The sequence below is a fragment of the Streptomyces sp. WM4235 genome (assembly GCF_001279725.1).
Classification (GTDB): Bacteria; Actinomycetota; Actinomycetes; order Streptomycetales; family Streptomycetaceae; genus Streptomyces.
The window spans coordinates 63,234-83,206 of the sequence record NZ_LGDE01000159.1 but is presented as its reverse complement, the minus strand read 5'-3'; the positions used below and the strand labels follow the sequence as shown (position 1 = coordinate 83,206).

Annotated in this window: 23 protein-coding genes; 8 read left to right on the top strand and 15 right to left on the bottom strand. The window is 70.6% G+C overall.

All coding sequences use genetic code 11. The features are described 5' to 3' along the window. Window positions 1–296 (top strand): hypothetical protein (locus tag ADK55_RS39790; RefSeq protein WP_234350037.1); only part of this gene is annotated, 296 nt, incomplete at its 5' end. A gap of 83 nt (window positions 297–379) precedes the next feature. Here the strand turns inward: ADK55_RS39790 and ADK55_RS14275 are convergent. Beyond that, a complete protein-coding gene (locus ADK55_RS14275) occupies window positions 380–1,021 on the bottom strand; it encodes a DNA-3-methyladenine glycosylase (protein WP_053678674.1) in 642 nt (213 codons plus the stop codon). Window positions 1,022–1,134: 113 nt separating this feature from the next. On the opposite strand from ADK55_RS14275, the gene ADK55_RS14270 reads away from it, so the two are divergent. The 3 genes from ADK55_RS14270 to ADK55_RS14260 all read left to right on the top strand — a co-directional run bounded on the left by ADK55_RS14270 (window position 1,135) and on the right by ADK55_RS14260 (window position 3,155). After that, on the top strand, window positions 1,135–1,917 hold the full coding sequence (locus tag ADK55_RS14270; protein ID WP_053678672.1) for a sporulation protein: 783 nt from the start codon (window positions 1,135–1,137) through the stop codon (window positions 1,915–1,917). A 51-nt stretch (window positions 1,918–1,968) separates the two neighbouring features. Continuing rightward, the gene (locus ADK55_RS14265) at window positions 1,969–2,502 is read left to right on the top strand and encodes a YbhB/YbcL family Raf kinase inhibitor-like protein (protein WP_053678670.1); all 534 of its coding nucleotides are present in this window, start codon (window positions 1,969–1,971) and stop codon (window positions 2,500–2,502) included. A gap of 149 nt (window positions 2,503–2,651) precedes the next feature. Continuing rightward, window positions 2,652–3,155: an HNH endonuclease gene (locus ADK55_RS14260; RefSeq protein ID WP_053678668.1), complete on the top strand. Its 504-nt coding sequence runs from the start codon at window positions 2,652–2,654 to the stop codon at window positions 3,153–3,155. Between the two features lie 49 nt (window positions 3,156–3,204). Here ADK55_RS14260 and ADK55_RS14255 read toward each other — a convergent pair whose 3' ends face one another. The 4 genes from ADK55_RS14255 to ADK55_RS14240 form a co-directional block, all read right to left on the bottom strand. Next, window positions 3,205–3,975 (bottom strand): sulfite exporter TauE/SafE family protein, encoded by a 771-nt coding sequence (locus ADK55_RS14255; protein WP_053678692.1) that lies wholly within the window; start codon window positions 3,973–3,975, stop codon window positions 3,205–3,207. Window positions 3,976–4,065: 90 nt separating this feature from the next. Continuing rightward, window positions 4,066–5,043, bottom strand: coding sequence for an SPFH domain-containing protein (locus ADK55_RS14250; RefSeq protein ID WP_053678666.1), 978 nt, complete (start codon window positions 5,041–5,043; stop codon window positions 4,066–4,068). A gap of 107 nt (window positions 5,044–5,150) precedes the next feature. Next, complete coding sequence (locus ADK55_RS14245; RefSeq protein ID WP_053678664.1) at window positions 5,151–5,576, bottom strand: NfeD family protein; 426 nt, start codon at window positions 5,574–5,576, stop codon at window positions 5,151–5,153. Between the two features lie 122 nt (window positions 5,577–5,698). After that, on the bottom strand, window positions 5,699–6,493 hold the full coding sequence (locus ADK55_RS14240) for an ABC transporter ATP-binding protein (protein WP_053678662.1): 795 nt from the start codon (window positions 6,491–6,493) through the stop codon (window positions 5,699–5,701). Between the two features lie 135 nt (window positions 6,494–6,628). On the opposite strand from ADK55_RS14240, the gene ADK55_RS14235 reads away from it, so the two are divergent. Then, complete coding sequence (locus tag ADK55_RS14235; RefSeq protein ID WP_053678660.1) at window positions 6,629–7,411, top strand: hypothetical protein; 783 nt, start codon at window positions 6,629–6,631, stop codon at window positions 7,409–7,411. A gap of 102 nt (window positions 7,412–7,513) precedes the next feature. Here the strand turns inward: ADK55_RS14235 and ADK55_RS14230 are convergent, their stop codons facing one another. From ADK55_RS14230 to ADK55_RS14220, 3 genes are all read right to left on the bottom strand, one after another. After that, complete coding sequence (locus tag ADK55_RS14230) at window positions 7,514–7,759, bottom strand: chaplin (RefSeq protein ID WP_053678690.1); 246 nt, start codon at window positions 7,757–7,759, stop codon at window positions 7,514–7,516. Between the two features lie 119 nt (window positions 7,760–7,878). Then, a complete protein-coding gene (locus ADK55_RS14225) occupies window positions 7,879–8,532 on the bottom strand; it encodes a response regulator (protein WP_053678658.1) in 654 nt (217 codons plus the stop codon). Next, window positions 8,525–9,679, bottom strand: a complete 1,155-nt coding sequence (locus tag ADK55_RS14220; RefSeq protein WP_053678656.1) for a GAF domain-containing sensor histidine kinase — start codon at window positions 9,677–9,679, stop codon at window positions 8,525–8,527. Before ADK55_RS14220 ends, ADK55_RS14225 begins: the two co-directional genes overlap by 8 nt. 470 nt (window positions 9,680–10,149) lie before the next feature. Here ADK55_RS14220 and ADK55_RS14215 point away from each other — a divergent pair, with 470 nt between their 5' ends. Then, window positions 10,150–10,863: a transglycosylase SLT domain-containing protein gene (locus ADK55_RS14215; RefSeq protein WP_053678654.1), complete on the top strand. Its 714-nt coding sequence runs from the start codon at window positions 10,150–10,152 to the stop codon at window positions 10,861–10,863. Window positions 10,864–10,959: 96 nt separating this feature from the next. On the opposite strand, the gene ADK55_RS14210 is transcribed toward ADK55_RS14215, so the two are convergent. After that, window positions 10,960–13,530 carry an FHA domain-containing protein gene (locus ADK55_RS14210; protein ID WP_420713627.1) on the bottom strand — a complete coding sequence of 857 codons (2,571 nt, stop codon included), beginning with the start codon at window positions 13,528–13,530 and terminating at the stop codon, window positions 10,960–10,962. Between the two features lie 427 nt (window positions 13,531–13,957). Here ADK55_RS14210 and serB point away from each other — a divergent pair, with 427 nt between their 5' ends. Continuing rightward, window positions 13,958–15,157: a phosphoserine phosphatase SerB gene (gene serB / locus ADK55_RS14205; RefSeq protein ID WP_053678652.1), complete on the top strand. Its 1,200-nt coding sequence runs from the start codon at window positions 13,958–13,960 to the stop codon at window positions 15,155–15,157. A 112-nt stretch (window positions 15,158–15,269) separates the two neighbouring features. Here the strand turns inward: serB and ADK55_RS14200 are convergent, their stop codons facing one another. The 4 genes from ADK55_RS14200 to ADK55_RS14190 form a co-directional block, all read right to left on the bottom strand. Next, on the bottom strand, window positions 15,270–15,788 hold the full coding sequence (locus tag ADK55_RS14200) for a SixA phosphatase family protein (protein WP_053678650.1): 519 nt from the start codon (window positions 15,786–15,788) through the stop codon (window positions 15,270–15,272). Window positions 15,789–15,876: 88 nt separating this feature from the next. Continuing rightward, on the bottom strand, window positions 15,877–16,122 hold the full coding sequence (locus ADK55_RS14195; protein WP_053678648.1) for a hypothetical protein: 246 nt from the start codon (window positions 16,120–16,122) through the stop codon (window positions 15,877–15,879). Between the two features lie 156 nt (window positions 16,123–16,278). Continuing rightward, window positions 16,279–16,401 carry an SGM_5486 family transporter-associated protein gene (locus ADK55_RS40455; protein WP_267887346.1) on the bottom strand — a complete coding sequence of 41 codons (123 nt, stop codon included), beginning with the start codon at window positions 16,399–16,401 and terminating at the stop codon, window positions 16,279–16,281. A 5-nt stretch (window positions 16,402–16,406) separates the two neighbouring features. After that, on the bottom strand, window positions 16,407–17,693 hold the full coding sequence (locus tag ADK55_RS14190) for a CynX/NimT family MFS transporter (protein WP_053678646.1): 1,287 nt from the start codon (window positions 17,691–17,693) through the stop codon (window positions 16,407–16,409). A 78-nt stretch (window positions 17,694–17,771) separates the two neighbouring features. Between ADK55_RS14190 and ADK55_RS14185 the strand changes: the two genes are divergently transcribed. After that, the gene (locus tag ADK55_RS14185) at window positions 17,772–18,443 is read left to right on the top strand and encodes a FadR/GntR family transcriptional regulator (protein ID WP_053678643.1); all 672 of its coding nucleotides are present in this window, start codon (window positions 17,772–17,774) and stop codon (window positions 18,441–18,443) included. A gap of 74 nt (window positions 18,444–18,517) precedes the next feature. On the opposite strand, the gene ADK55_RS14180 is transcribed toward ADK55_RS14185, so the two are convergent. After that, window positions 18,518–18,976, bottom strand: a complete 459-nt coding sequence (locus ADK55_RS14180) for a cell envelope integrity protein TolA (RefSeq protein WP_078998906.1) — start codon at window positions 18,974–18,976, stop codon at window positions 18,518–18,520. 223 nt (window positions 18,977–19,199) lie between these two features. Continuing rightward, window positions 19,200–19,970, bottom strand: a complete 771-nt coding sequence (gene fabI, locus ADK55_RS14175; protein WP_053678642.1) for an enoyl-ACP reductase FabI — start codon at window positions 19,968–19,970, stop codon at window positions 19,200–19,202. Between the last annotated feature and the right edge of the window lie 3 nt (window positions 19,971–19,973).

Below are 19,973 nucleotides of genomic sequence, written 5' to 3'. Positions count from 1 at the left end.
AACTTTTGGCGTTGATTTTTGGCACGCTGTTGAGTTCTCAAGGAACGGACGCTTCCTTCGTTCCTGTTTCCAGGCCCTCCGGGCGCTTCCTTCGTTTCCAACTCTACCAGATCATTTCCGCGCCCTGCTTCTCGAAAGTCGCAGTCGGTTTGGATTTGAATTCGGTGGCCGTTGGGGGCCTGTGCCTTTCGGCGCTCCACCACGTTAGCGCTTTTCCCTTGGGGCTCATAATCGGGCCGTCGGATTCGAATTCGGACATGCCGAAATCGTCCCCGCCAGGGGTAGTCGTCGTGTGAGTGGTTTGGCCGCTCTGGGGGTCTGCGAAGGCAGTACCCCGTTCAAGCGGCTCGGGCTACGTTAGGCGTCCCCGGGGGGCGAGTCAAGTCGAGCGCCGGCGGGGCACGTGGGCGCGGTACGGGCTGACCGTCGGGTCGTGGGTGACCCAGAAGCGGTAGGGATGGTCGGCGCCGGCTCCGCCGACGCCCGTGCGGGGGCCGCTGCTCACCAGGTCGGGTGTGGCGGGGGTGCCCGTGAGCAGGGACAACGGGGAGTCGGGGCCGGCGCAGAGGTCGGTGCCGTCCAGGGAACGGTCCACGTCCAGGGCGGTGGCCAGGCGAGCCGGGCCCTTGGCCAGTTCTCCGTCCCTCCTCGCGGAGAGTCGACGTGTGCGGGCGAGCTCGGCGCCGACCGTCACCTCGCCTGCCCGCAGCAGGACCCCGCTCGCGTGGCCCGGGGGGCCGCACACCAGGTTGAGGCTGAACCACATTCCGTAGATGAAGTAGACGTACGCGTGTCCGGGCGGTCCGAACATCGACGCGTTGCGGGCCGTACGTCCTCGGTAGGCGTGCGAGCCGGGGTCCGCCTCCCCCTCGTACGCCTCGACTTCCGTGATGCGTAGTTCCAGCGGGCCGTCCGGGGTCAGGCGGACGAGGGTCCGGCCGAGGAGGTCGGGGGCCACCGTGAGGACCGGGCGGTCGAAGAAGGACCGGGCCAGGGGCGTACGGTCGGGGCGCGCGCTCATCCAATCGAGCGTAGTGGAACGCGCGCGGCTGCAACCGGGGCCTAAGGTTCCGCGTTTGTAGAGGTAGTCACCAGAGCTTTTACATCGATAGAGCCGTCAAGGGGAGTCAGAGCATGGGGTTCAGGAAGCTGTTCGCGAGCCTGGGTGCCGGTGGTGCCTCGGTGGACACGATCATCACCGAGCCGAACGTCGTTCCGGGCGGCATCGTCCAGGGTGAGGTCCGGATCCAGGGTGGATCCGTGGAGCAGCAGATCGAGGGTCTGTCCGTCGGTCTCCAGGCGCGGGTGGAGGTGGAGGGCGGTGACCAGGAGTACAAGCAGGACATCGTCTTCACCAAGCAGCGCCTCGGGGGTGCCGTCCAGGTGCAGGCCGGCGCGCTGCACGTGGTGCCGTTCGGGCTGGAGATCCCCGCGGAGACGCCGATCACCCACTTCGGCGGTCAGCACCTGCACGGGATGAACATCGGGGTCAGCACCGAGCTGGAGATCGCGCGCGCGGTGGACGCGGGTGACCTGGACGCGATCAACGTGCACCCGGTGCCGGCGCAGCAGGCGATCCTGGACGCCTTCCGGCAGCTCGGCTTCTCCTTCCGTTCGGCGGACATGGAGCGCGGGCACATCCGGGGGACGCGTCAGACGCTGCCCTTCTACCAGGAGATCGAGTTCCTGCCGCCGTCGCAGTACCGGGGGCTGAACCAGGTCGAGCTGACCTTCGTCTCGGACGGCCGCGAGATGGACGTCGTACTGGAGATGGACAAGAAGCCGGGTCTGTTCTCCGAGGGCAGTGACACGTACCGCTGCTTCCAGGTGGGGCTGCAGTCCTACCAGGACACCGACTGGGCGGCCTACCTGAACCAGTGGATCGCCTCGGTCGGTTCGCAGCGCAACTGGCTCTAGGGTCCCCCTAGGCTCGGGGACGTACGCGTACGCGATGCAGGAGGTTCAGCAGTGGTCGAGCAGAGCAGGGCACCTCTTCCCCACGCCTTCCACCCGGAGGTGCACGCCTTCTCCGTGGTGAGCGGGGATGTGGAGCCCGGGGCGGATCTGGGTGACGCGCAGGTCCTGACGGGTGGGAACGTCTCGCCGCACCTGCGGTGGGAGGGTTTCCCGGAGGGGACGAAGAGCTTCGCCGTGACGTGTTTCGACCCGGACGCGCCGACGGGCAGCGGGTTCTGGCACTGGGTGCTGTTCGATCTTCCGGTGTCGGTCACCGAGCTGCCGGCGGGTGCGGGCAGCGGGAAGTTCGAGGGGCTGCCGGACGGGGCCGTGCACGTACGGAACGACTACGGCACCCGGGATTTCGGCGGGGCGCAGCCTCCGGCCGGGGAGCGGCACCGGTACGTGTTCACCGTGTACGCGGTGGATCAGGAGAAGCTCGGGCCGGACGCGGACGTCTCGCCGGCGGTCGTCGGCTTCAATCTGCGGTTCCACACGCTGGGTCGCGCGCAGCTGATCGGTGAGTACGAGGCGCCCGCCGGCTGATCGTTGTCCCGTTGTTTGCCCGGTCCTGGTCTAAAGACGGCCAGGACCGGGCATTTTTATTGCGTTGTCCCGCGTGGCGCGCGCGGCCAGAGTGGTTGCGGGCTCTGCTGCCGGTGTGGTCGCGGGCCTGCACACGGGAGGTGGGCGAGATGCGGGACACGCTGGTGCTGAATGCGAGCTTCGAGCCGCTGTCGACGGTGACGTTGAACAGGGCCGTGGTCCTGGTGCTCCAGGACAAGGCCGTGGTCGAACAGTCCCATCCCGAGCTGCGTGTGCGGGCGGCCACCATGGAGCTTCCGATGCCCCGGGTGATCAGGTTGTGCAGGTACGTCCGGGTGCCCTTCCGAAGACATGCTCCCTGGTCACGGAGGGGTGTGTTGGCCCGGGACCAGCACCGGTGCGCGTACTGCGGGAGGCGCGCGACGACCGTGGACCACGTACTGCCGCGGGCTCAGGGCGGCGGGGACACGTGGTTGAACACGGTGGCCTCGTGCGCCGAGGACAACCACCGCAAAGCGGCCCGGACTCCGGAGGAGGCGGGGATGCCGCTCCTCCGGAAGCCGTTCGTGCCGTCGCCGGCGGACGCGATGTTGTTGGCGCTGGGGGCGGGCGGTCGCAATGCCCTCCCCGAGTGGCTTGAGCGTTCCGCCTAGTACCGCTGACTGTTCGGCTGCGCTGGGCGACGTATGCGGGATACGTCGCTCAGCGGATCAGCAGCTGGACGATCGCGAGGATGCCGACCACGACGATGATCGCTCGCAGGGCGGTCGGCGGGAGTCGGCGGCCGACCTTGGCGCCGATCTGGCCGCCGATGGTGGAGCCGACGGCGATGAGGACCACGGCCGTCCAGTCGAACTCGGCGACGAAGAGGAAGACGACGGCCGCGATGCCGTTGACGAGGGCGGCGAGGACGTTCTTGACGGCGTTGATCCGTTGCAGGTCCTCGTGGAGGAGCAGGCCCATGAGTCCGAGGTACAGCACTCCCTGGGCGGCGCCGAAGTAGCCTCCGTACGCGCTGGCGAGCAGCATCCCCGAGAGCAGGGCCGGGCCTCCGTCGGGATGCCCGGCGTCGGCGCCCGAGGCCTCCTGGCGCTTGCGCAGGGCCGCCGCGAGCCGGGGCTGGAGCACGACGAGCACGAGGGCGATCCCGATCAGGACGGGCACGATCGTGTCGAAGGAGTCCGACGGCAGGGTGAGGAGCAGGACGGCGCCCGCGAACCCGCCGACGAGGGAGACGGCGCCGAGCCGCATGATGCGGGCGCGTTGGCCCTGGAGTTCCTTGCGGTAGCCGATGGCTCCGCTGATGGACCCGGGCACCAGGCCGAGCGTGTTGGACACGTTGGCGGTGACCGGGGACAGGCCGGTGGCGAGCAGCACCGGGAAGGTGATGAGGGTGCCGGAGCCGACGATGGTGTTGATCGTGCCGGCGCCGATGCCGGCGGCGAAGACCGCGAGTGATTCCCAGATGGACATGGACCGCGCCATCCCCTTTGCATGAGTGGGTCGCCTCCCCGCCATGAAGGTCGAGGGGCCGGTCCGATCATGCAGGAGGGGAAGGGAGCGTCAGTCGATGGGGGGCTGTTCGCGGCGGGAGGGCGGGACGGTGTCGCCGGTGCCGGCGCCTTCCTTGCCGGAGTTCTGCGGGTTGAAGCCGGAACCTCCGCCCATGGGGCCGAAGTTGCCCATGGCGCCGGAGAGGCCCTTGAGGGCGTCGCCGATCTCGCTCGGCACGATCCAGAGCTTGTTGGCGTCGCCTTCGGCGATCTTCGGGAGCATCTGGAGGTACTGGTAGGCGAGGAGCTTCTGGTCGGCGTCGCCGGCGTGGATGGACTCGAAGACCGTGCGGATGGCCTGGGCCTCGCCCTCGGCGCGCAGGGCGGCGGCCTTGGCGTCACCTTCGGCGCGCAGGATCGAGGACTGCTTCTCGCCCTCGGCGCGCAGGATCTCGGACTGTCGGACACCTTCGGCCTGGAGGATCGCGGCGCGCTTGTCGCGGTCGGCGCGCATCTGCTTCTCCATCGAGTCCTGGATGGAGGTCGGCGGCTCGATGGCCTTCAGCTCGACGCGGTTGACGCGGATGCCCCACTTGCCGGTGGCCTCGTCGAGGACTCCGCGCAGGGCGGCGTTGATCTCCTCGCGGGAGGTGAGGGTGCGTTCGAGGTCCATGCCGCCGATGATGTTGCGCAGCGTGGTGACGGTGAGTTGCTCGATGGCCTGGATGTAGCTGGCCACTTCGTACGTGGCGGCGCGGGCGTCGGTCACCTGGTAGTAGATGACGGTGTCGATGTTGACGACCAGGTTGTCCTGGGTGATGACCGGCTGCGGCGGGAAGGGGACGACCTGTTCACGCAGGTCGATCCGGTTGCGGATCGAGTCGATGAACGGGACGACGATGTTCAGGCCCGCGTTGAGGGTGCGGGTGTAGCGGCCGAATCGCTCGACGATGGCGGCGCTGGCCTGCGGGATCACCTGGATCGTCTTGACCAGTGCGATGAAGACCAGAACCACGAGAATGATCAGGACGATGATGATCGGTTGCATGCGGTTCCCCGTGCCCTTCCGGCTGTCTGTGCTGCCCCGTTGATCGCGAGTCTCGCAGACCTCGGGGCCGCGAGTCGGCTGCTTGGCTCACATCAGGTCACATCACGTCACATGACGACCGCTGTTGCCCCGTCGATGTCCACGACGTCCACGGACTGGCCGGGTTCGTAGCTGACGTCCGTGTCGAGGGCGCGGGCGGACCAGATCTCGCCGGCGAGCTTGATCCGGCCGCCGGCGCCGTCGACGCGTTCGAGGACGACGGCACTTCTGCCCTTCAACGCGTCGATGCCCGTGCGGTGTTGGGGTCGCTGGTGGCGGTTGGCGAGGGGGCGGACGACGGCGATCAGGGCCACCGAGACGATCACGAAGACCAGGACCTGGGCCACCACTCCCCCGCCGAGCGCCGCCGTGACGGCGGCGGCCACGGCGCCGACCGCGAACATGCCGAACTCGGGCATCGCGGTCAGGACGAGGGGGATGCCCAGTCCGACCGCGCCGATCAGCCACCACACCCATGCGTCGATGTCGGTCACATGGTCATGGTAGGTCCGCGGGGCACGGTCGGGACAGGGTGCGGGCCGTGCCCGCCGATCCGGTCCGACGCCGGGTCCGTGCGGTCAAAGCCCCGCACGGGGCGGGGCTTTGACGACAGGGACTAGCGCAGGGGCAGACCGCGGGCGGCCCAGCGGTCGTCCTCGTTGCGCTCGACGATCAGCGGGAGGCCGAAGCAGAGCGAGAGGTTGCGGGAGGTCAGCTCCAGGTCGATGGGACCGGCGGTGACGACCTTGCCCTGACGGATCATCAGGACGTGCGTGAAGCCGGGGGCGATCTCCTCGACATGGTGCGTGACCATGATCATGGAGGGTGCGAGCGGGTCGCGGGCGAGCCGGCCGAGGCGGCGTACGAGGTCCTCTCGGCCGCCGAGGTCCAGGCCCGCGGCGGGCTCGTCGAGGAGCAGCAGCTCGGGGTCGGTCATCAGGGCGCGGGCGATCAGGGTGCGCTTGCGCTCGCCCTCGGAGAGGGTGCCGAACTTCCGGTCGAGGTAGTCCGTCATGCCGAGGCGGTCGAGGAACGCGCGGGCGCGCTGCTCGTCGATGTCCTCGTACTCCTCCTGCCATGTCGCCGTCATCCCGTAGGCGGCGGTGAGGACGGTCTCCAGGACGGTCTGCCGCTTGGGGAGCTTGTCGGCCATCGCAATACCGGCGACACCGATGCGGGGGCGCAGGTCGAAGACGTTCACCTTGCCGAGGGTGCTGCCGAGGATGGTGGCCTCGCCCTTGGTGGGGAAGAGGTAGCTGGAGGCGACGTTGAGCAGGGTGGTCTTCCCGGCGCCGTTGGGGCCGAGGATCACCCAGCGCTCCCCCTCCTTCACCGACCAGGAGACCTGGTCCACCAGCGCCCGGCCCTCGCGGACCACGGATACGTCCACCAGCTCCAGAACATCGCTCATGAGCGTGTTGTCACCCCTTGCAGTCTTCGGATCGTCAGTGCACCGGTAGGCGCAGCCCCAGGGGAAAACCTACGCCACTCGACGAGGCCTCCGGGCGCCAGGCCGGTTCCCCGCACCGATCCGTAAAGTGGGGGGATGCTTTTCGAACCACGTTCAGGGCGGTTGGCCGCCTGGGGGAACGCGTTGCTGGCCGGTCTGGTCTCGCCCGACGAGGCCGTGTTGTCGATCGTGGGCGAGGACGCCGTGCACCGGGTGGCGGGGCTGCCGGGGGAATCGGGGCCGGTCGGGCTCACGCTGGCGCTGGGCCGGATGCGGAAGCTGGGGGTGTCCGGGTTGCGGGTCGCGCTGCCGGCTCCGGGCCATCCGTTGGGGTTGAGCGGTCCGCCCGAGTTCAACGCGCGGGCGTTGGACGCGGAGGAGGCCGTCGTCGCCGTCGGCGCGGCATTGGGGCTGGTGCCGGAGGTGATCGAGGCCGGGCCGGCCGGGGACGTGCACGTGGAGGTGGTGTGGCACGTGCTGCCGGTGCGGGAGGCCCCGCCGGCGGACGTGCCGTCGCTCGGCGAGGCGGAACGGGAACTGGCCGAGGCGTTGCGCGAGGCCACGGTGGTGCTGACCCGGTTGGACGTGGCGGGGTCGGGGCCGGTGGCGGACGCGGCCCTGTCGGCGTACCGGGCGCGGGCCGAGGCCGGGCGGGAGGTGCTGGCGCCGGGGTATCCGCCGCGGGCGGTGCGGGTGCTGTCGATGGCCCAGCGGGTGGACCTGATGGTGTCGCTGGCGTACGAGAACGGGCACGGGGGTGCGGTGGCCGCCTCGGAGATGGCGGCGCGGGCCGAGGCCCTGCGGCCGGTGGAGCGGGTGGCACGGCGGGCGCTGGTCGCGGCGTACAACGCGGCCGTGGAGGAGCGGGAGCGGGGCTGACCCCCCGGGGCCACCCCGCAGGGCTCTGGCTCGGCGGGGTGGACATGGCACGGCCCCGCTTCCCGGGGAGAGGTGGGGGAAGCGGGGCCGGTGGGGAGGGCTTCAGTGGTTGAGGCCCGTGTTGCCGAAGGCGCCGTTCAGCAGGCCGATCACGGTGACCGAGTTGCCGACGAGGTTGACGGGGACGTGCACGGGGACCTGGAGCTGGTTCCCCGAGGCCACGCCGGGCGAGTTCAGGGCCTCGCCCTCCGCGGACGCACCGCCGTGCGCCGAGGAGACACCGGCGCCGGCGGCGATCAGGCCGCCCGCGATCATGGTGACGGCTGCGGCCTTCTTGATGTTCTTCACGTTCTCGTCCTCCAGTACGTCTGCCGCGGCCTGCCGCCCCGACACGTGGAGGAGAACGGTCGTCCCGTGCCCGGGATACGCCATGTGGGCTACATACACCCGACCGTATGAATCTCACATCAATGCCGGACGTCCACGATTCCGTGCCTGACCGCCCACAACGCCGCCTGGGTCCGATCGGACAGGTCCAGTTTCATCAGGATGTTCGAGACGTGGGTCTTGACCGTCTTCTCCGACAGGACCAGCGCGCGGGCGATCTCCCGATTGGATCTGCCGTCCGCGATGAGGGAGAGCACTTCCCGTTCCCGGTCGGTCAGCGAGCCGGGGCGGCTCGACGCGGCTCCCTGGCCCTCCTGGGCGAGCAGGGCCTGCGCCACCTCCGGCTGGAGGAGGACGTGGCCCGCGTGGACGGAGCGGATGGCGCCGGCGAGGGCTTCGGGGTCGATGTCCTTGTAGACGTAGCCGGCCGCGCCCGCGCGCAGGGCGGGGACCACGGTGCGCTGCTCGGTGAAGCTGGTGACGATCAGCACGCGGGCCGGGTTCGCCGCCTCGCGCAGTCGTCGCAGGGCCTCGATGCCGTCGGTGACGGGCATCTTGACGTCCATCAGGATCACGTCGGGGCGCAGTTCCTCGGCGCGGGCGATGCCCTCCTCGCCGTCGGCGGCCTCGCCGACCACCTCGATGTCCTCCTGGACCTCCAGGAAGGTGCGCAGTCCGCGCCGGACCACCTGGTGGTCGTCCACCAGCAGGACGCGGATCCGGGTGTCAGCCACCGGGGACCTCCATCTCGATCGTGGTGCCCCGTGCGGGCTCCGAGTGCACCTCCAGCCGGCCTCCGACGCCGCTCGCGCGGTCGCGCATGGAGACGAGGCCGAGGTGGCGGCCCGCCTTGCGGACCGTGGGAGGGGAGAAGCCGCGGCCGTCGTCCCGTACGGACAGGAGTGCTCCGGCGCCCCGGCGGTGCAGGGTGACCTCGACGGTTTCGGCTCCGGAGTGGCGCAGGGCGTTGTGGAGGGCCTCCTGGGCGACGCGCAGGACGGCTTCCTCCTGGGTCGCGGGGAGGGCCCGTACGCCGTCACAGGTGAACGTGACGTGTGCGGTGTGGGCCCGGTCCAGGACGCGGACGTGGTCGCGCAGGGTCGCGACGAGTCCGTCCTCGTCCAGGGCGGCGGGGCGCAGCTCGGTCACGGCGGCCCGCAGTTCGTCGGCGGCCTCGGCGGCGAGGAGGGCCACCTGCTGGAGTTCGCCCTTGGCGCGGGCGGGGTCGCGGTCGACGAGGGCGGAGGCGGCCTGGGCGGTGAGTCGCAGGGAGAACAGCTTCTGGCTCACGGCGTCGTGCAGTTCGTGGGCGAGGCGGGAGCGCTCCTCGGCGATGGTGAGCTCGCGGCTGCGCTCGTAGAGGCGTGCGTTGGTGAGGGCTATCGCGGCGTGCTGGGCCAGGAGGGAGAGGAGTTCCTCGTCCTCGTCGGTGAAGCCGCGGCCGTCGCCGGGGGCGTCCGAGGGGGTGCCGTGCTTGTTCGCGAGGAAGAGGGCGCCGAGGGTCTCCTCGCCGTCGCGGACCGGCATGCCGAGGAAGTCCGACATCTCGGGGTGGGCGGCGGGCCAGCCGCCGAAGCGCGGGTCCTCGCGTACGTCGGCCAGTCGCTCGGGGCCGTCCTGGTGGAGCATCGCGGCGAGGATGCCGTGCTGGCGGGGCAGGGGGCCGATGCGGCGCCACTGTTCCTCGGTGATGCCGTCCACGACGAACTGTGCGAAGCCGCCGTGGTCGTCCGGGACGCCCAGGGCGGCGTACTCGGCGCCGAGGAGTTCGCGGGCCGAGACGACGATCGTGCGCAGGACGTCCTGGACCTCCAGTCGGCGGCTCATGGCCAGCAGGGCCGTACTGACGGCGGCCAGCCCGGTGCGGGGTCCCTTGTGCATGGCCTCACCGTACCGGCGGGCCTGACCTGCGGGATCGGACCTCGGGCGTAGGTCCGGGGGCCTCGGGCACACGGCCGAGGGAGGAGAGGGCGGAGGGTCTCTCCGCCTTGGGGATGACGGCCGGGGGGCTCTTCTCTGCCTTCAGGCGGATAAACCTCACCGATTGCATTGCTGCTGCAACTCTGGGTGAGAACGCCACGGGGTCGATGTGAGCCCGGGCATAGGACCCACGTCACTTACGAAGAAGCCTAGTGGACACATAAAGACCCTGTCAGCACTGCTGCGCGTAGAGTCGATGCCCGAATGCGGGCCGCAACCGGGGGTCCTGATCCACTAAGCGGCTTCGTACGTCACACCTTTGCCAGGCGTTTTTGCCACCGCTAAGAATGTCGACGTCGCACAGCGCCGAGGATCTCGGATCCACCCGGCGCTTTCCTGCGGCTCCCGCTATTCGAAGAGGTTGCACACGCATGACCGAGACCAGCACCCCCGGCCACAGTCGTCGTCTGACCAAGGCCCAGAAGCTCTCCTTCGCAGGCATCGCCGGATTCGGCGCCGCCGCCCTCGTCTTCTCCCTCGTCCCGGCCAACGGCGCCGAGTCGAGCGAGACGACGACCATCTCCGCCGCCCCCGTGGCGTGGACGAAGGCCGTGAACGGCGCCCAGACGAAGACCGTGCAGGCGCACCTCGGCACGCAGAAGGCCATCGCCGACCAGAAGGCCATCAACGCGGCCACCCAGGCCGCGGTCGCCAAGGCCAAGGCCAAGGCCGACGCCGACAACAAGGCCAAGGCCGCCGCGCAGGCGAAGGCGCGCGCCGCGAAGACGGCGGCGAGCCGTTCCGCGACCCGCACCCCCGTCTTCGCGAACAACCTGGACGGTTGGATCAAGGAAGCGCTGCACATCATGAAGCGCGAGGGGATCCCGGGCACCTACGCCGGCATCCACAAGAACGTGATGCGCGAGTCCAGCGGCAACCCGCTGGCGATCAACAACTGGGACATCAACGCCCAGAACGGCATTCCCAGCAAGGGCCTGCTCCAGGTCATCGCCCCGACCTTCAAGGCGTACCACGTCAAGGGCACAAAGTTCGACCAGTACGACCCGGTCGCCAACATCGTCGCCGCCTGCAACTACGCGGCCGACCGTTACGGCTCCATGGACAACGTCAACAGCGCCTACTAGGCCCTTCGACGCACCGCACCCCCATGCGCCTCAGGGCGGCCCCCGGACTTCCGGGTGCCGCCCTGAGGCGTTCGTGCGTACGGCCGCGCGGACCGGTCACTTGCCGGCGCGCATGACCTCCGGCTCGTGGCGGCGCAGCAGGCGCTGGACCGCGAAGCCGCAGGCGATGCCGAGGAGCAGCAGCACCGTGATGTTCAGGCTCCACTGGCCGACCGTGGCGTCCCAGAGCGGGTCGGTGTTGGTCGGGTTGTCGGCGTCCCACGGAGGCATGAGCACGCCGAGGTTCAGCGTGGTGCCGGCGGCGGCGATGGCCCAGCGGGACGGCATCAGCCAGGCGAACTGCTCCAGGCCCGGGGAGTCGTACACCTGGAAGAGGATGCCGGTGAAGACGACCTGGACGATCGCGAACATCACCAGCAGCGGCATGGTCTTCTCGGCGGTCTTCACCAGCGAGGAGATCACCAGGCCGAACATCATCGAGGTGAAGCCGAGCGCGATGACCGACAGGCAGATCTCGACGGCCGGCGGCATGAGCAGGCCCTCGGTGGGCAGGTCGCGCGGGTAGAAGCCGATCCCGCAGATGATCACGCCCTGGATGGCCGTGATGACGCCGAGGACGATCACCTTCGACATGAGGTACGCCGACCGGGACAGCCCGGTCGCGCGCTCACGCTCGTAGATGACGCGTTCCTTGATCAGCTCGCGGACCGAGTTTGCCGCGCCGGAGAAGCACATGCCGACCGCCAGGATCAGCATGATCGTGCCGGCGTCGCCGTTGAAGCGGGACGGGGCCACGGGGGGCGCCAGGCCGAACTTCGCGGGGATGACCGTGGAGACCACGCCCAGGACCGCGGGCAGGATCAGCATCAGGCCGATGAAGCCCTTGTCGGAGGCGATCACCGAGACGTAGCGGCGGATCAGCGTCCACAGCTGGGAGCCCCAGCCCTGCGGCTTCGGCGGGCGCATCTGCTGCGCGGGCGGCATCGCGACCGACTGCGGGGCGACCGCGTCGATGTCGGCGGCGTACAGCTGGTAGTGCTGCGAGCCCTTCCAGCGGCCGGCCCAGTCGTACTCGCGGTAGTTCTCGAAGGCCGAGAAGACGTCCGCCCACGTGGTGTAGCCGAAGAAGTTCAGCGCCTCGTCCGGCGGGCCGAAGTACGCGACCGAGCCACCGGGGGCCATGACCAGCAGCTTGTCGCAGATGGCCAGCTCGGCGACCGAGTGGGTGACGACGAGGACCGTGCGGCCGTCGTCGGCGAGGCCGCGCAGCAGCTGCATGACGTCGCGGTCCATGCCCGGGTCGAGGCCGGAGGTCGGCTCGTCCAGGAAGATCAGCGACGGCTTGGTGAGCAGCTCCAGGGCCACGGACACGCGCTTGCGCTGGCCGCCCGAGAGCGCGGTGATCTTCTTGTCCTTGTGGATGTCGAGCTTGAGCTCGCGCAGCACCTCGTCGACGCGGGCGGCGCGCTCGGACTCGGCGGTGTCGCCGGGGAAGCGGAGCTTGGCCGCGTACTTCAGAGCCGTGCGGACGCGCAGCTCCTTGTGCAGGATGTCGTCCTGCGGGACCAGGCCGATGCGCTGGCGGAGTTCCGCGAACTGCTTGTACAGGTTGCGGTTGTCGTAGAGGACGTCGCCCTCGTTGGCGGGCCGGTAGCCGGTCAGCGCCTTGAGGAGGGTGGACTTGCCGGAGCCGGACGGGCCGATGACGCCGATCAGCGACTTCTCCGGGACGCCGAAGGTGACGTCCTTGAGGATCTGCTTGCCTCCGTCGACGGTCACCGTGAGGTGGCGGGCGGAGAAGGAGACCTCACCGGTGTCGACGAACTCTTCGAGCCGGTCGCCGATGATCCGGAACGTCGAGTGGCCGACGCCCACGATGTCGTTCGGGCCGAGCACCGCCGTGCCGGACTTGGCGAGGGGCTGACCGTTGACGTAGGTGCCGTTGTGGCTGCCGAGGTCGCGGATCTCGAACCGGCCGCCGGGCATGGAGCGGAACTCGGCGTGGTTGCGGGAGACCTGGAGGTCGGAGACGACCAGTTCGTTCTCCAGCGCGCGACCGATCCGCATGACGTGACCCAGCGAGAGCTGGTGGAACGTCGTCGGGCTGCGGTCGCCGTGGCCGGCACCCGCCCCCTGCGCGGGGCTCACGTCGCCCTGCTGCGGGGGGATGTGCTGCTGCGGGAACTGCGGCTGGGCCTGCTGCTGCGCCGGCTGCTGCTGCCAGGCCTCCTGCTGCGGCTGCTGCCGGGCCGGCGCCTCGTACCCGGCGGCCTGGCCCTGGTAGGCCGGGGCCTGGTGGGCCGGGGCCTGGTGGGCGACGGGCTGCGGCGCGGCGGCGGCGCTCGGATTCAGCCGCGGTCCGTCGGTGGCGTTGCCGAGGTGCACCGGCGTACCGGGCACGAGTTCGGCCTGCTGGACCCTGGCCCCGTGCACGTACGTGCCGTTGGTGCTGCCGTGGTCCTCGATCCCCCAACCACGGCCGTTCCAGCTGATGGTGGCGTGCCGCCACGACACGCGGGCGTCATCGATCACGACGTCTCCCTGGGGATCGCGCCCCAGCGAGTACGACCTGGACGGATCGAGCGTCCAGGTCCTTCCATTCAATTCCAGTACGAGTTCCGGCACTCCAGCCCCACTTAAGTCCCCCGAGAATCCCCCTGGCGTCAGGGAGTCCGACGTCAGGGAGTCTAGGGATGGCGAACATCCGTGGGAACTATTTCAGGCCTGCGCCCACATGTGGAATCGGGGCCGTCCCGGGGTGCCCGCGAGCGCCCGTCGGCGGGGTGGAAAGGCACCCGGAGAGTGCGATACGGGACTTCTCGCCCCGCGGTTCGCACGCGCGTCCGGGCCGAGTGGGTTCGGGTCGCGCGCGTCCGGGTCGCCTGCGTCCGGCGTGGGCGCCGCGCCGGGTGGGCGGGGCCACGGGAGCGTGGGCGGGGCGGTCAGGAGGTGGCCTTCACTCGCCCGCCACCCCCCGGACCGGCACCTTTCACCCCCGCGCCGCCCCACGGGAGCGCCGTACCGGGGTTTCGGGCGCCCGCAGGGTGGGACGGGGGTCCTGCTCCCGGGGCGGGGAAGATACGGTGAGGTCACCATGAGCGCATCGCAGACCTCCGACGTCCCCACCCTCCTCGTCAAGATCTTCGGCAAGGACCGTCCCGGGATCACCGCCGGGCTGTTCGACACCCTCGCCGCCTACTCCGTCGACGTCGTCGACATCGAGCAGGTCGTCACCCGTGGCCGCATCGTCCTGTGCGCCCTCGTCACCCAGCCGTCCGGCGCCGCCGAGGGCGAGCTGCGGGCCACCGTCCACAGTTGGGCCGAGTCGCTGAGGATGCAGGCCGAGATCCTCTCGGGCACCGGCGACAACCGGCCGCGCGGCAGTGGTCGTTCCCACGTCACGGTGCTCGGGCACCCGCTCACCGCCGAGTCCACGGCGACCATAGCGGCCAGGATCACCGCGACCGGCGGCAACATCGACCGCATCTTCCGGCTCGCCAAGTACCCGGTGACGGCGGTGGAGTTCGCCGTGTCCGGTGTCGAGACGGAGCCGCTGCGCACTGCGCTGGCCACGGCCGCCGCCCGGATCGGCGTCGACGTGGCCGTGGTCTCGGCCGGACTGCACCGCCGGGCCCAGCGCCTGGTGGTCATGGACGTGGACTCGACCCTGATCCAGGACGAGGTCATCGAGCTCTTCGCCGCGCACGCGGGCTGCGAGGCCGAGGTGGCGGCGGTGACCGAGCAGGCCATGCGCGGCGAGCTGGACTTCGAGCAGTCGTTGCACGCGCGCGTCGCGTTGCTGGCGGGGCTGGACGCCTCCGTGGTGGACAAGGTGCGCGCGGAGGTGCGGCTGACGTCCGGCGCCCGGACCCTGATCCGCACCCTGAAGCGGCTGGGCTACCAGGTGGGTGTGGTGTCCGGTGGGTTCACCCAGGTCACGGACGACCTGCGGGAGCGGCTCGGGCTGGACTTCGCGGCCGCCAACACGCTGGAGATCGTCGACGGGAAGCTGACGGGCCGGGTCGTCGGCGAGATCGTGGACCGGGCGGGCAAGGCCCGGCTGCTGCGCCGCTTCGCCGCGGAGGCCGGCGTGCCGCTGGCCCAGACCGTCGCGATCGGCGACGGCGCCAACGACCTGGACATGTTGAACGCGGCCGGGCTGGGCGTGGCCTTCAACGCCAAGCCGGTGGTCCGCGAGGCCGCGCACACCGCGGTGAACGTGCCGTTCCTGGACGCGGTGCTGTACCTGCTGGGCATCACCCGGGAAGAGGTCGAGGCCGCCGACCTCGCCTAGCCCTCCTTACGTGCGAACGGGACCCGGCGCCTCGATGGCGCCGGGTCCCGTTCGCACGTAAGGAGGTGAGCCGCCCTGACCGGCAGGCGGCCGCGGGGGTCAGCTGTGGGGGTCAGCTGTGGGGGGTCCAGTAGTCCAGCAGCGTGCCGACGCCGTGCTCCACGGACTTCCAGGAGCCGGTGAAGGAGACCACGGCGAGGGCGGAGGTCGGGAAGGCGCTGCGGTGCATGCGGGAGAGCGCGTCTCCCTCGGCACTGCCGGAGAGGGCGTCCGCGAGGGCGTGCATGCCCGGGTTGTGGCCGATGACGAGGAGGTCGGCCACGTCGTCGGCGGTCTCGTTCAGCAGGGCGATGAGCTCGCCCGGGGAGGCCTCGTAGAGGCGCTCCTCGTACGTGGTCTTCGGCCGGTGCGGCAGTTCCTGGACGGCCAGCTTCCACGTCTCGCGGGTCCGGGCCGCGGTGGAGCAGAGGGCCAGGTCGAAGGCGATGCCGGTCTGGGCCAGCTTCCGGCCGGCGGCCGGGGCGTCGTGACGACCGCGTTCGGCCAGGGGCCGCTCGTGGTCCGATCCGTCCGACCATTCGGCCTTGGCGTGCCGGAGGAGGACGATCCTGCGGGATGTGTCGGCGCTCATGACTCCCAGCTTCGCATGAAACGAGCCACGGGGCGCAGGGTGTTGAAGGGCCCGGGTTCGGGGTGGAGCGTGCTCCGGCGTACGCGGGTCAGCCGACGGCGCGCAGCAGCTGTTCGGTGACCTGGACCAGCGAGGAGTTCTCGTCCGGGGCGGCGTGGGCCTCGCCGGCTCCGGCCCCGGCTCCGGCTCCGGCAAGGAGGAGCAGCAGGAGGCCGAAGGCGAGCGCGGGCAGGGCCAGCGCCCACCAGTGCAGGCGGGCGTCGGCTCCGCTGCCGGCGGTGCGTCGGCGGCCGGACGGTACGGCGAGGGGCGGGGCGTGCGTGGGGGCCGACATGGCCGCCTCCGGTGGTGTGCGGGTGGGACTGGCTCGCTGCTTCGAATCTATGGATTCGAGGCAGCGGTTCCCATCGGGGGCACACCCCGGTTATCCCTGAGCCTGGCCCCCTAGGGGTTGGTGGGGTTATCCCCACCGACCCTCGGGGGCGCGTCGTCAGGAGGGGGAGGCGATCGTCGCGATGACGGCGATGACGACGGTCACGAGCAGCATCGCGCCCAGCACGATGCCGAGCTTCTTGTGGCCGTTCTGCGGGTTCGGTTCGAGTACGGGCGACATGTCGTTCAGTCTCGCATGCCGCATTCGTCCTCGATCGTGCGGTCCCGGCCGGCGAGGACGCCGAGCGCGATCTGCGGGACGAGCAGCGCGGCCATGAGGGCGAGGGGCAGGTTCCAGCCGCCGCTGTGCTGGTAGAGGGTGCCGATGAGGAGCGGGCCGGGGATGGAGATGAGGTAGCCGGTGCTCTGCGCGAAGGCGGACAGCTTGACGACGCCCGCGGGGGACTTGGCGCGCAGTCCGATCATGGTGATGACGAGCGGGAAGGCGCAGTTGGAGACGCCGAGCAGGAGGGCCCAGGCCCAGGCTCCGGCGGCGGGCGCCAGCCAGAGACCGGCGTAGCCGAGGAAACCGAAGAGGCCGAGGACCACGGCGATGGCGCCCTGGTTCCTCATCCGGCCGGCGAGGTTCGGGATGACGAAGGCCAGCGGGACGCCCATGACCATGGTGACGGCGAGCAGGACGCCGGCGGTCCCGGCGGAGACCCCCGCGTCGCGGAAGATCTGCGGGAGCCAGCCCATGGTGACGTACGCCCCGGTGGCCTGGAGGCCGAAGTAGCAGCCCAGGGCCCAGGCGGTGCGGCTGCGGGCCACGCGCGGGCCGGCGTCGCGGCTCGCGCCGGCGGGTGCGGCGGCCTCGTCGCGGCGGCCGGCGACGGCGATGGGCAGCCAGGGCAGCACGGCGGCCACCGCGAGGGCGGCCCAGATCAGCAGGCCGGCGCGCCAGCTGCCGCCGAGGGCGGAGGTCAGCGGGACGGTCGCGGCGGCGGCGAGGGAGGTGCCGGCGGCCAGGGCCATGGAGTAGAGGCCGGTCATTGTGCCGACCCGGTCCGGGAACCAGCGCTTGACGATCACCGGGAGCAGCACGTTCGTCAGGGCTATGCCGGCCAGGGACAGGGCGCTGGCGGCGAGGAATCCGGCGGCGTTGGTCGCGAAGGGCCGGATCAGCAGTCCGGCGGCGACGGCGACCATGCCGGCGCAGACCACGGCGGCGGGGCCGAAGCGGCGGGAGAGCCGGGGGGCGGTGACGCCGAAGACTGCGAAGCAGAGGGCGGGGACGGAGGTGACGAGTCCGGCGACGGTGCCGCTCATGCCGAGGCCCGTGCGGGTCTCCTCGAAGAGGGCTCCGAGGCTGGTGATGGCGGGTCGCAGGTTGAGGGCGGCCAGCACGATTCCGACGATGAGCACGGGGCCGAGCCATACCGGCTGCGGGGTGACGGGGACGGCGAGGGGCTGCGGGGGTGCCGTGCGTGCGGCCTGGGGCCGGTTCATGGTCTGGATTTCATCGTCGGACATTGAACCATCATAGAATCATGGGATGATTGGTTGTCCACCCCCCGTTCCGCGTTCACACCCGGAGAGGACACCGCCCGCATGCCGCTGACATCGCCCCGGCGATCCGCGCTCGTCGACCAGGTGATCGCCCAGCTCAGGAACCAGATCACCTCAGGTGAATGGCCCGTGGGCTCCCGCATCCCCACCGAGCCCGAGCTGGTGGAGCTGTTGGGCGTCGCCCGCAACACGGTGCGCGAGGCCGTCCGGGCCCTCGCGCACAACGGGCTGCTCGACATCCGCCAGGGCTCGGGCACCTACGTCCTGGCGACCAGCGAACTCGCCGGGGTGATGCACCGGCGCTTCGCCGGCGCCGACCCGCGGCACATCGCCGAGTTGCGCTCGACCCTGGAGTCCTCCGCCGCACGACTGGCGGCGGAGCGCCGGACCGAGCGGGACCTGACCCAACTGGACGCGCTGCTGGCGCGACGCGAGGAGGCCTGGGCGAGCGGGGACGCGGAGCTGTTCGTCGCGGCGGACGTGAGCCTGCACATGGCGGTGGTGACGGCCTCGCACAACGAGGTGCTGATCGAGCTGTACGCCGACCTCGGGGACCTGGTGGCGGACTGGCTGCGCGCGGACGTGGGAACGGAACTGCGCCCCTCGGCGCACCTGGACCACGCCCGGCTGATCGAGGCGATCCGGCGCGGGGACGGTGACACGGCCGCGTCGGAGGCGGCGGGGTACCCGTTCGTCTGCCTCGGCGGGGCCTGAGGGCCGTCCCTCCCGGATTCACCGGGGCGCCGCCTGAGTCCGAAGGGGTGGCGGGCCCGGCCGGGTCGGGCTGCTCAGCGGAGCCGGTCGGCGTCCCGTCGGCCGGGCCGCTCGTGGCTGACCCATGCCGTACGGACCTCTTTCCAGCAGCGGCTGGTGAGTTCGACGCGGCCGGCCGGGCCCACGGCGACGGCGGAGCCGTCCCCGTCCACGTCCCACCAGCGGTCGCACTCCACGTGCAGGCGGATCAGGTCGGTCTCGGGGTAGCCGTTGTGGCAGTGCGCCGTCACCAACGAGCCGTCGATCTCGATGTCGCAGTCGGCGCCGAAGAGGTCTCCGGAGGTGGGCCGGGCGGGCTGTACGGGTGGCTCGGCGGGGATCTCGGCCGGGTCGACCACGACCGGGGCCATGGCCTCCGGGCCGGGCGCCGGTTCGCCGTCCCCGGGCTGCGCGACGGCTCCCGGGATCAGGAGGCCGGCCAGGGCAACCGAGGTGACCAGGAGCGATACCGCTCGGCTCGGCCTCGCGTACACGCCCGTACCTCCTCCCCGAGGAAGCCGGGAAGATCCCGGCTCGGTCAGTTTGCAGGTATTTGTCCCTGTTTACGACTCGGGAAGATCCGGCCGGAGCACGCACATCCGATCGAACGGACCGGGTGAACCCCCGCCCCCACAGGCCGAAACGGCGGTGGCCGCGCCTCCCGGAAGGGAGGCGCGGCCACCGCCGTACGGACGTAGCGGAGCACGGACCCGAGGGTCAGGCGCCCATCGCGTGCAGGCCGCCGTCCACGTGGACGATCTCGCCCGTGGTCTTCGGGAACCAGTCGGACAGCAGGGCGACGATGGCCTTGCCGGTCGGCTCCGGGTCGCTCATGTCCCACTCCAGCATGGAGCGGGAGTTCCAGACGTCCGCCAGGTCCGAGAAGCCCGGGATGGACTTCGCGGCCATCGAGCCGAGCGGACCGGCCGAGACCAGGTTGCAGCGGATGTTCTCCTTGCCCAGGTCACGGGCGAGGTAGCGGCTGGTGGCCTCCAGGGCGGCCTTGGCCGGGCCCATCCAGTCGTACTGCGGCCAGGCGAACTGCGCGTCGAAGGTGAGGCCGACGATGGCCGCGCCCTCCGCCGGGAACAGCGGCTTGCAGGCCATGGCGAGGGACTTCAGCGAGAACGCCGACACGTGCATGGCGGTGGCGACCGACTCGAACGGCGTGTTCAGGAAGTTGCCGCCGAGGGCGTCCTGCGGGGCGAATCCGATCGAGTGGAGGACGCCGTCGAGGCCGCCCAGCTCGTCGCGGACGAGACCCTCGAGGCGGTCCAGGTGCTCCTGGTTGGTGACGTCGAGCTCGATCACCTTGACCGGCTTCGGCAGCTTCTTGGCGATGCGCTCGGTCAGCGACGGGCGGGGCCACGCGGTCAGGATGACCTCGGCGCCCTGCTCCTGGGCCAGCTTGGCGGCGTGGAAGGCGATGGAGGACTCCATCAGCACCCCGGTGATGAGGATGCGCTTGCCGTCGAGAATTCCGCTCATGTG

What these genes read in the sequence shown, in the direction of transcription:
- ADK55_RS14275 (WP_053678674.1), bottom strand. Translation starts at nt 1,021, where the DNA reads ATGAGCGCGCGCCCCGACCGTACGCCCCTGGCCCGGTCCTTCTTCGAC.
- ADK55_RS14270 (WP_053678672.1), top strand. Translation starts at nt 1,135, where the DNA reads ATGGGGTTCAGGAAGCTGTTCGCGAGCCTGGGTGCCGGTGGTGCCTCG.
- ADK55_RS14260 (WP_053678668.1), top strand. Translation starts at nt 2,652, where the DNA reads ATGCGGGACACGCTGGTGCTGAATGCGAGCTTCGAGCCGCTGTCGACG.
- ADK55_RS14255 (WP_053678692.1), bottom strand. Translation starts at nt 3,975, where the DNA reads ATGTCCATCTGGGAATCACTCGCGGTCTTCGCCGCCGGCATCGGCGCC.
- ADK55_RS14250 (WP_053678666.1), bottom strand. Translation starts at nt 5,043, where the DNA reads ATGCAACCGATCATCATCGTCCTGATCATTCTCGTGGTTCTGGTCTTC.
- ADK55_RS14240 (WP_053678662.1), bottom strand. Translation starts at nt 6,493, where the DNA reads ATGAGCGATGTTCTGGAGCTGGTGGACGTATCCGTGGTCCGCGAGGGC.
- ADK55_RS14235 (WP_053678660.1), top strand. Translation starts at nt 6,629, where the DNA reads ATGCTTTTCGAACCACGTTCAGGGCGGTTGGCCGCCTGGGGGAACGCG.
- ADK55_RS14220 (WP_053678656.1), bottom strand. Translation starts at nt 9,679, where the DNA reads ATGCACAAGGGACCCCGCACCGGGCTGGCCGCCGTCAGTACGGCCCTG.
- ADK55_RS14215 (WP_053678654.1), top strand. Translation starts at nt 10,150, where the DNA reads ATGACCGAGACCAGCACCCCCGGCCACAGTCGTCGTCTGACCAAGGCC.
- serB (WP_053678652.1), top strand. Translation starts at nt 13,958, where the DNA reads ATGAGCGCATCGCAGACCTCCGACGTCCCCACCCTCCTCGTCAAGATC.
- ADK55_RS14200 (WP_053678650.1), bottom strand. Translation starts at nt 15,788, where the DNA reads ATGAGCGCCGACACATCCCGCAGGATCGTCCTCCTCCGGCACGCCAAG.
- ADK55_RS14195 (WP_053678648.1), bottom strand. Translation starts at nt 16,122, where the DNA reads ATGTCGGCCCCCACGCACGCCCCGCCCCTCGCCGTACCGTCCGGCCGC.
- ADK55_RS40455 (WP_267887346.1), bottom strand. Translation starts at nt 16,401, where the DNA reads ATGTCGCCCGTACTCGAACCGAACCCGCAGAACGGCCACAAGAAGCTC.
- ADK55_RS14190 (WP_053678646.1), bottom strand. Translation starts at nt 17,693, where the DNA reads ATGTCCGACGATGAAATCCAGACCATGAACCGGCCCCAGGCCGCACGC.
- ADK55_RS14185 (WP_053678643.1), top strand. Translation starts at nt 17,772, where the DNA reads ATGCCGCTGACATCGCCCCGGCGATCCGCGCTCGTCGACCAGGTGATC.
- fabI (WP_053678642.1), bottom strand. Translation starts at nt 19,970, where the DNA reads ATGAGCGGAATTCTCGACGGCAAGCGCATCCTCATCACCGGGGTGCTG.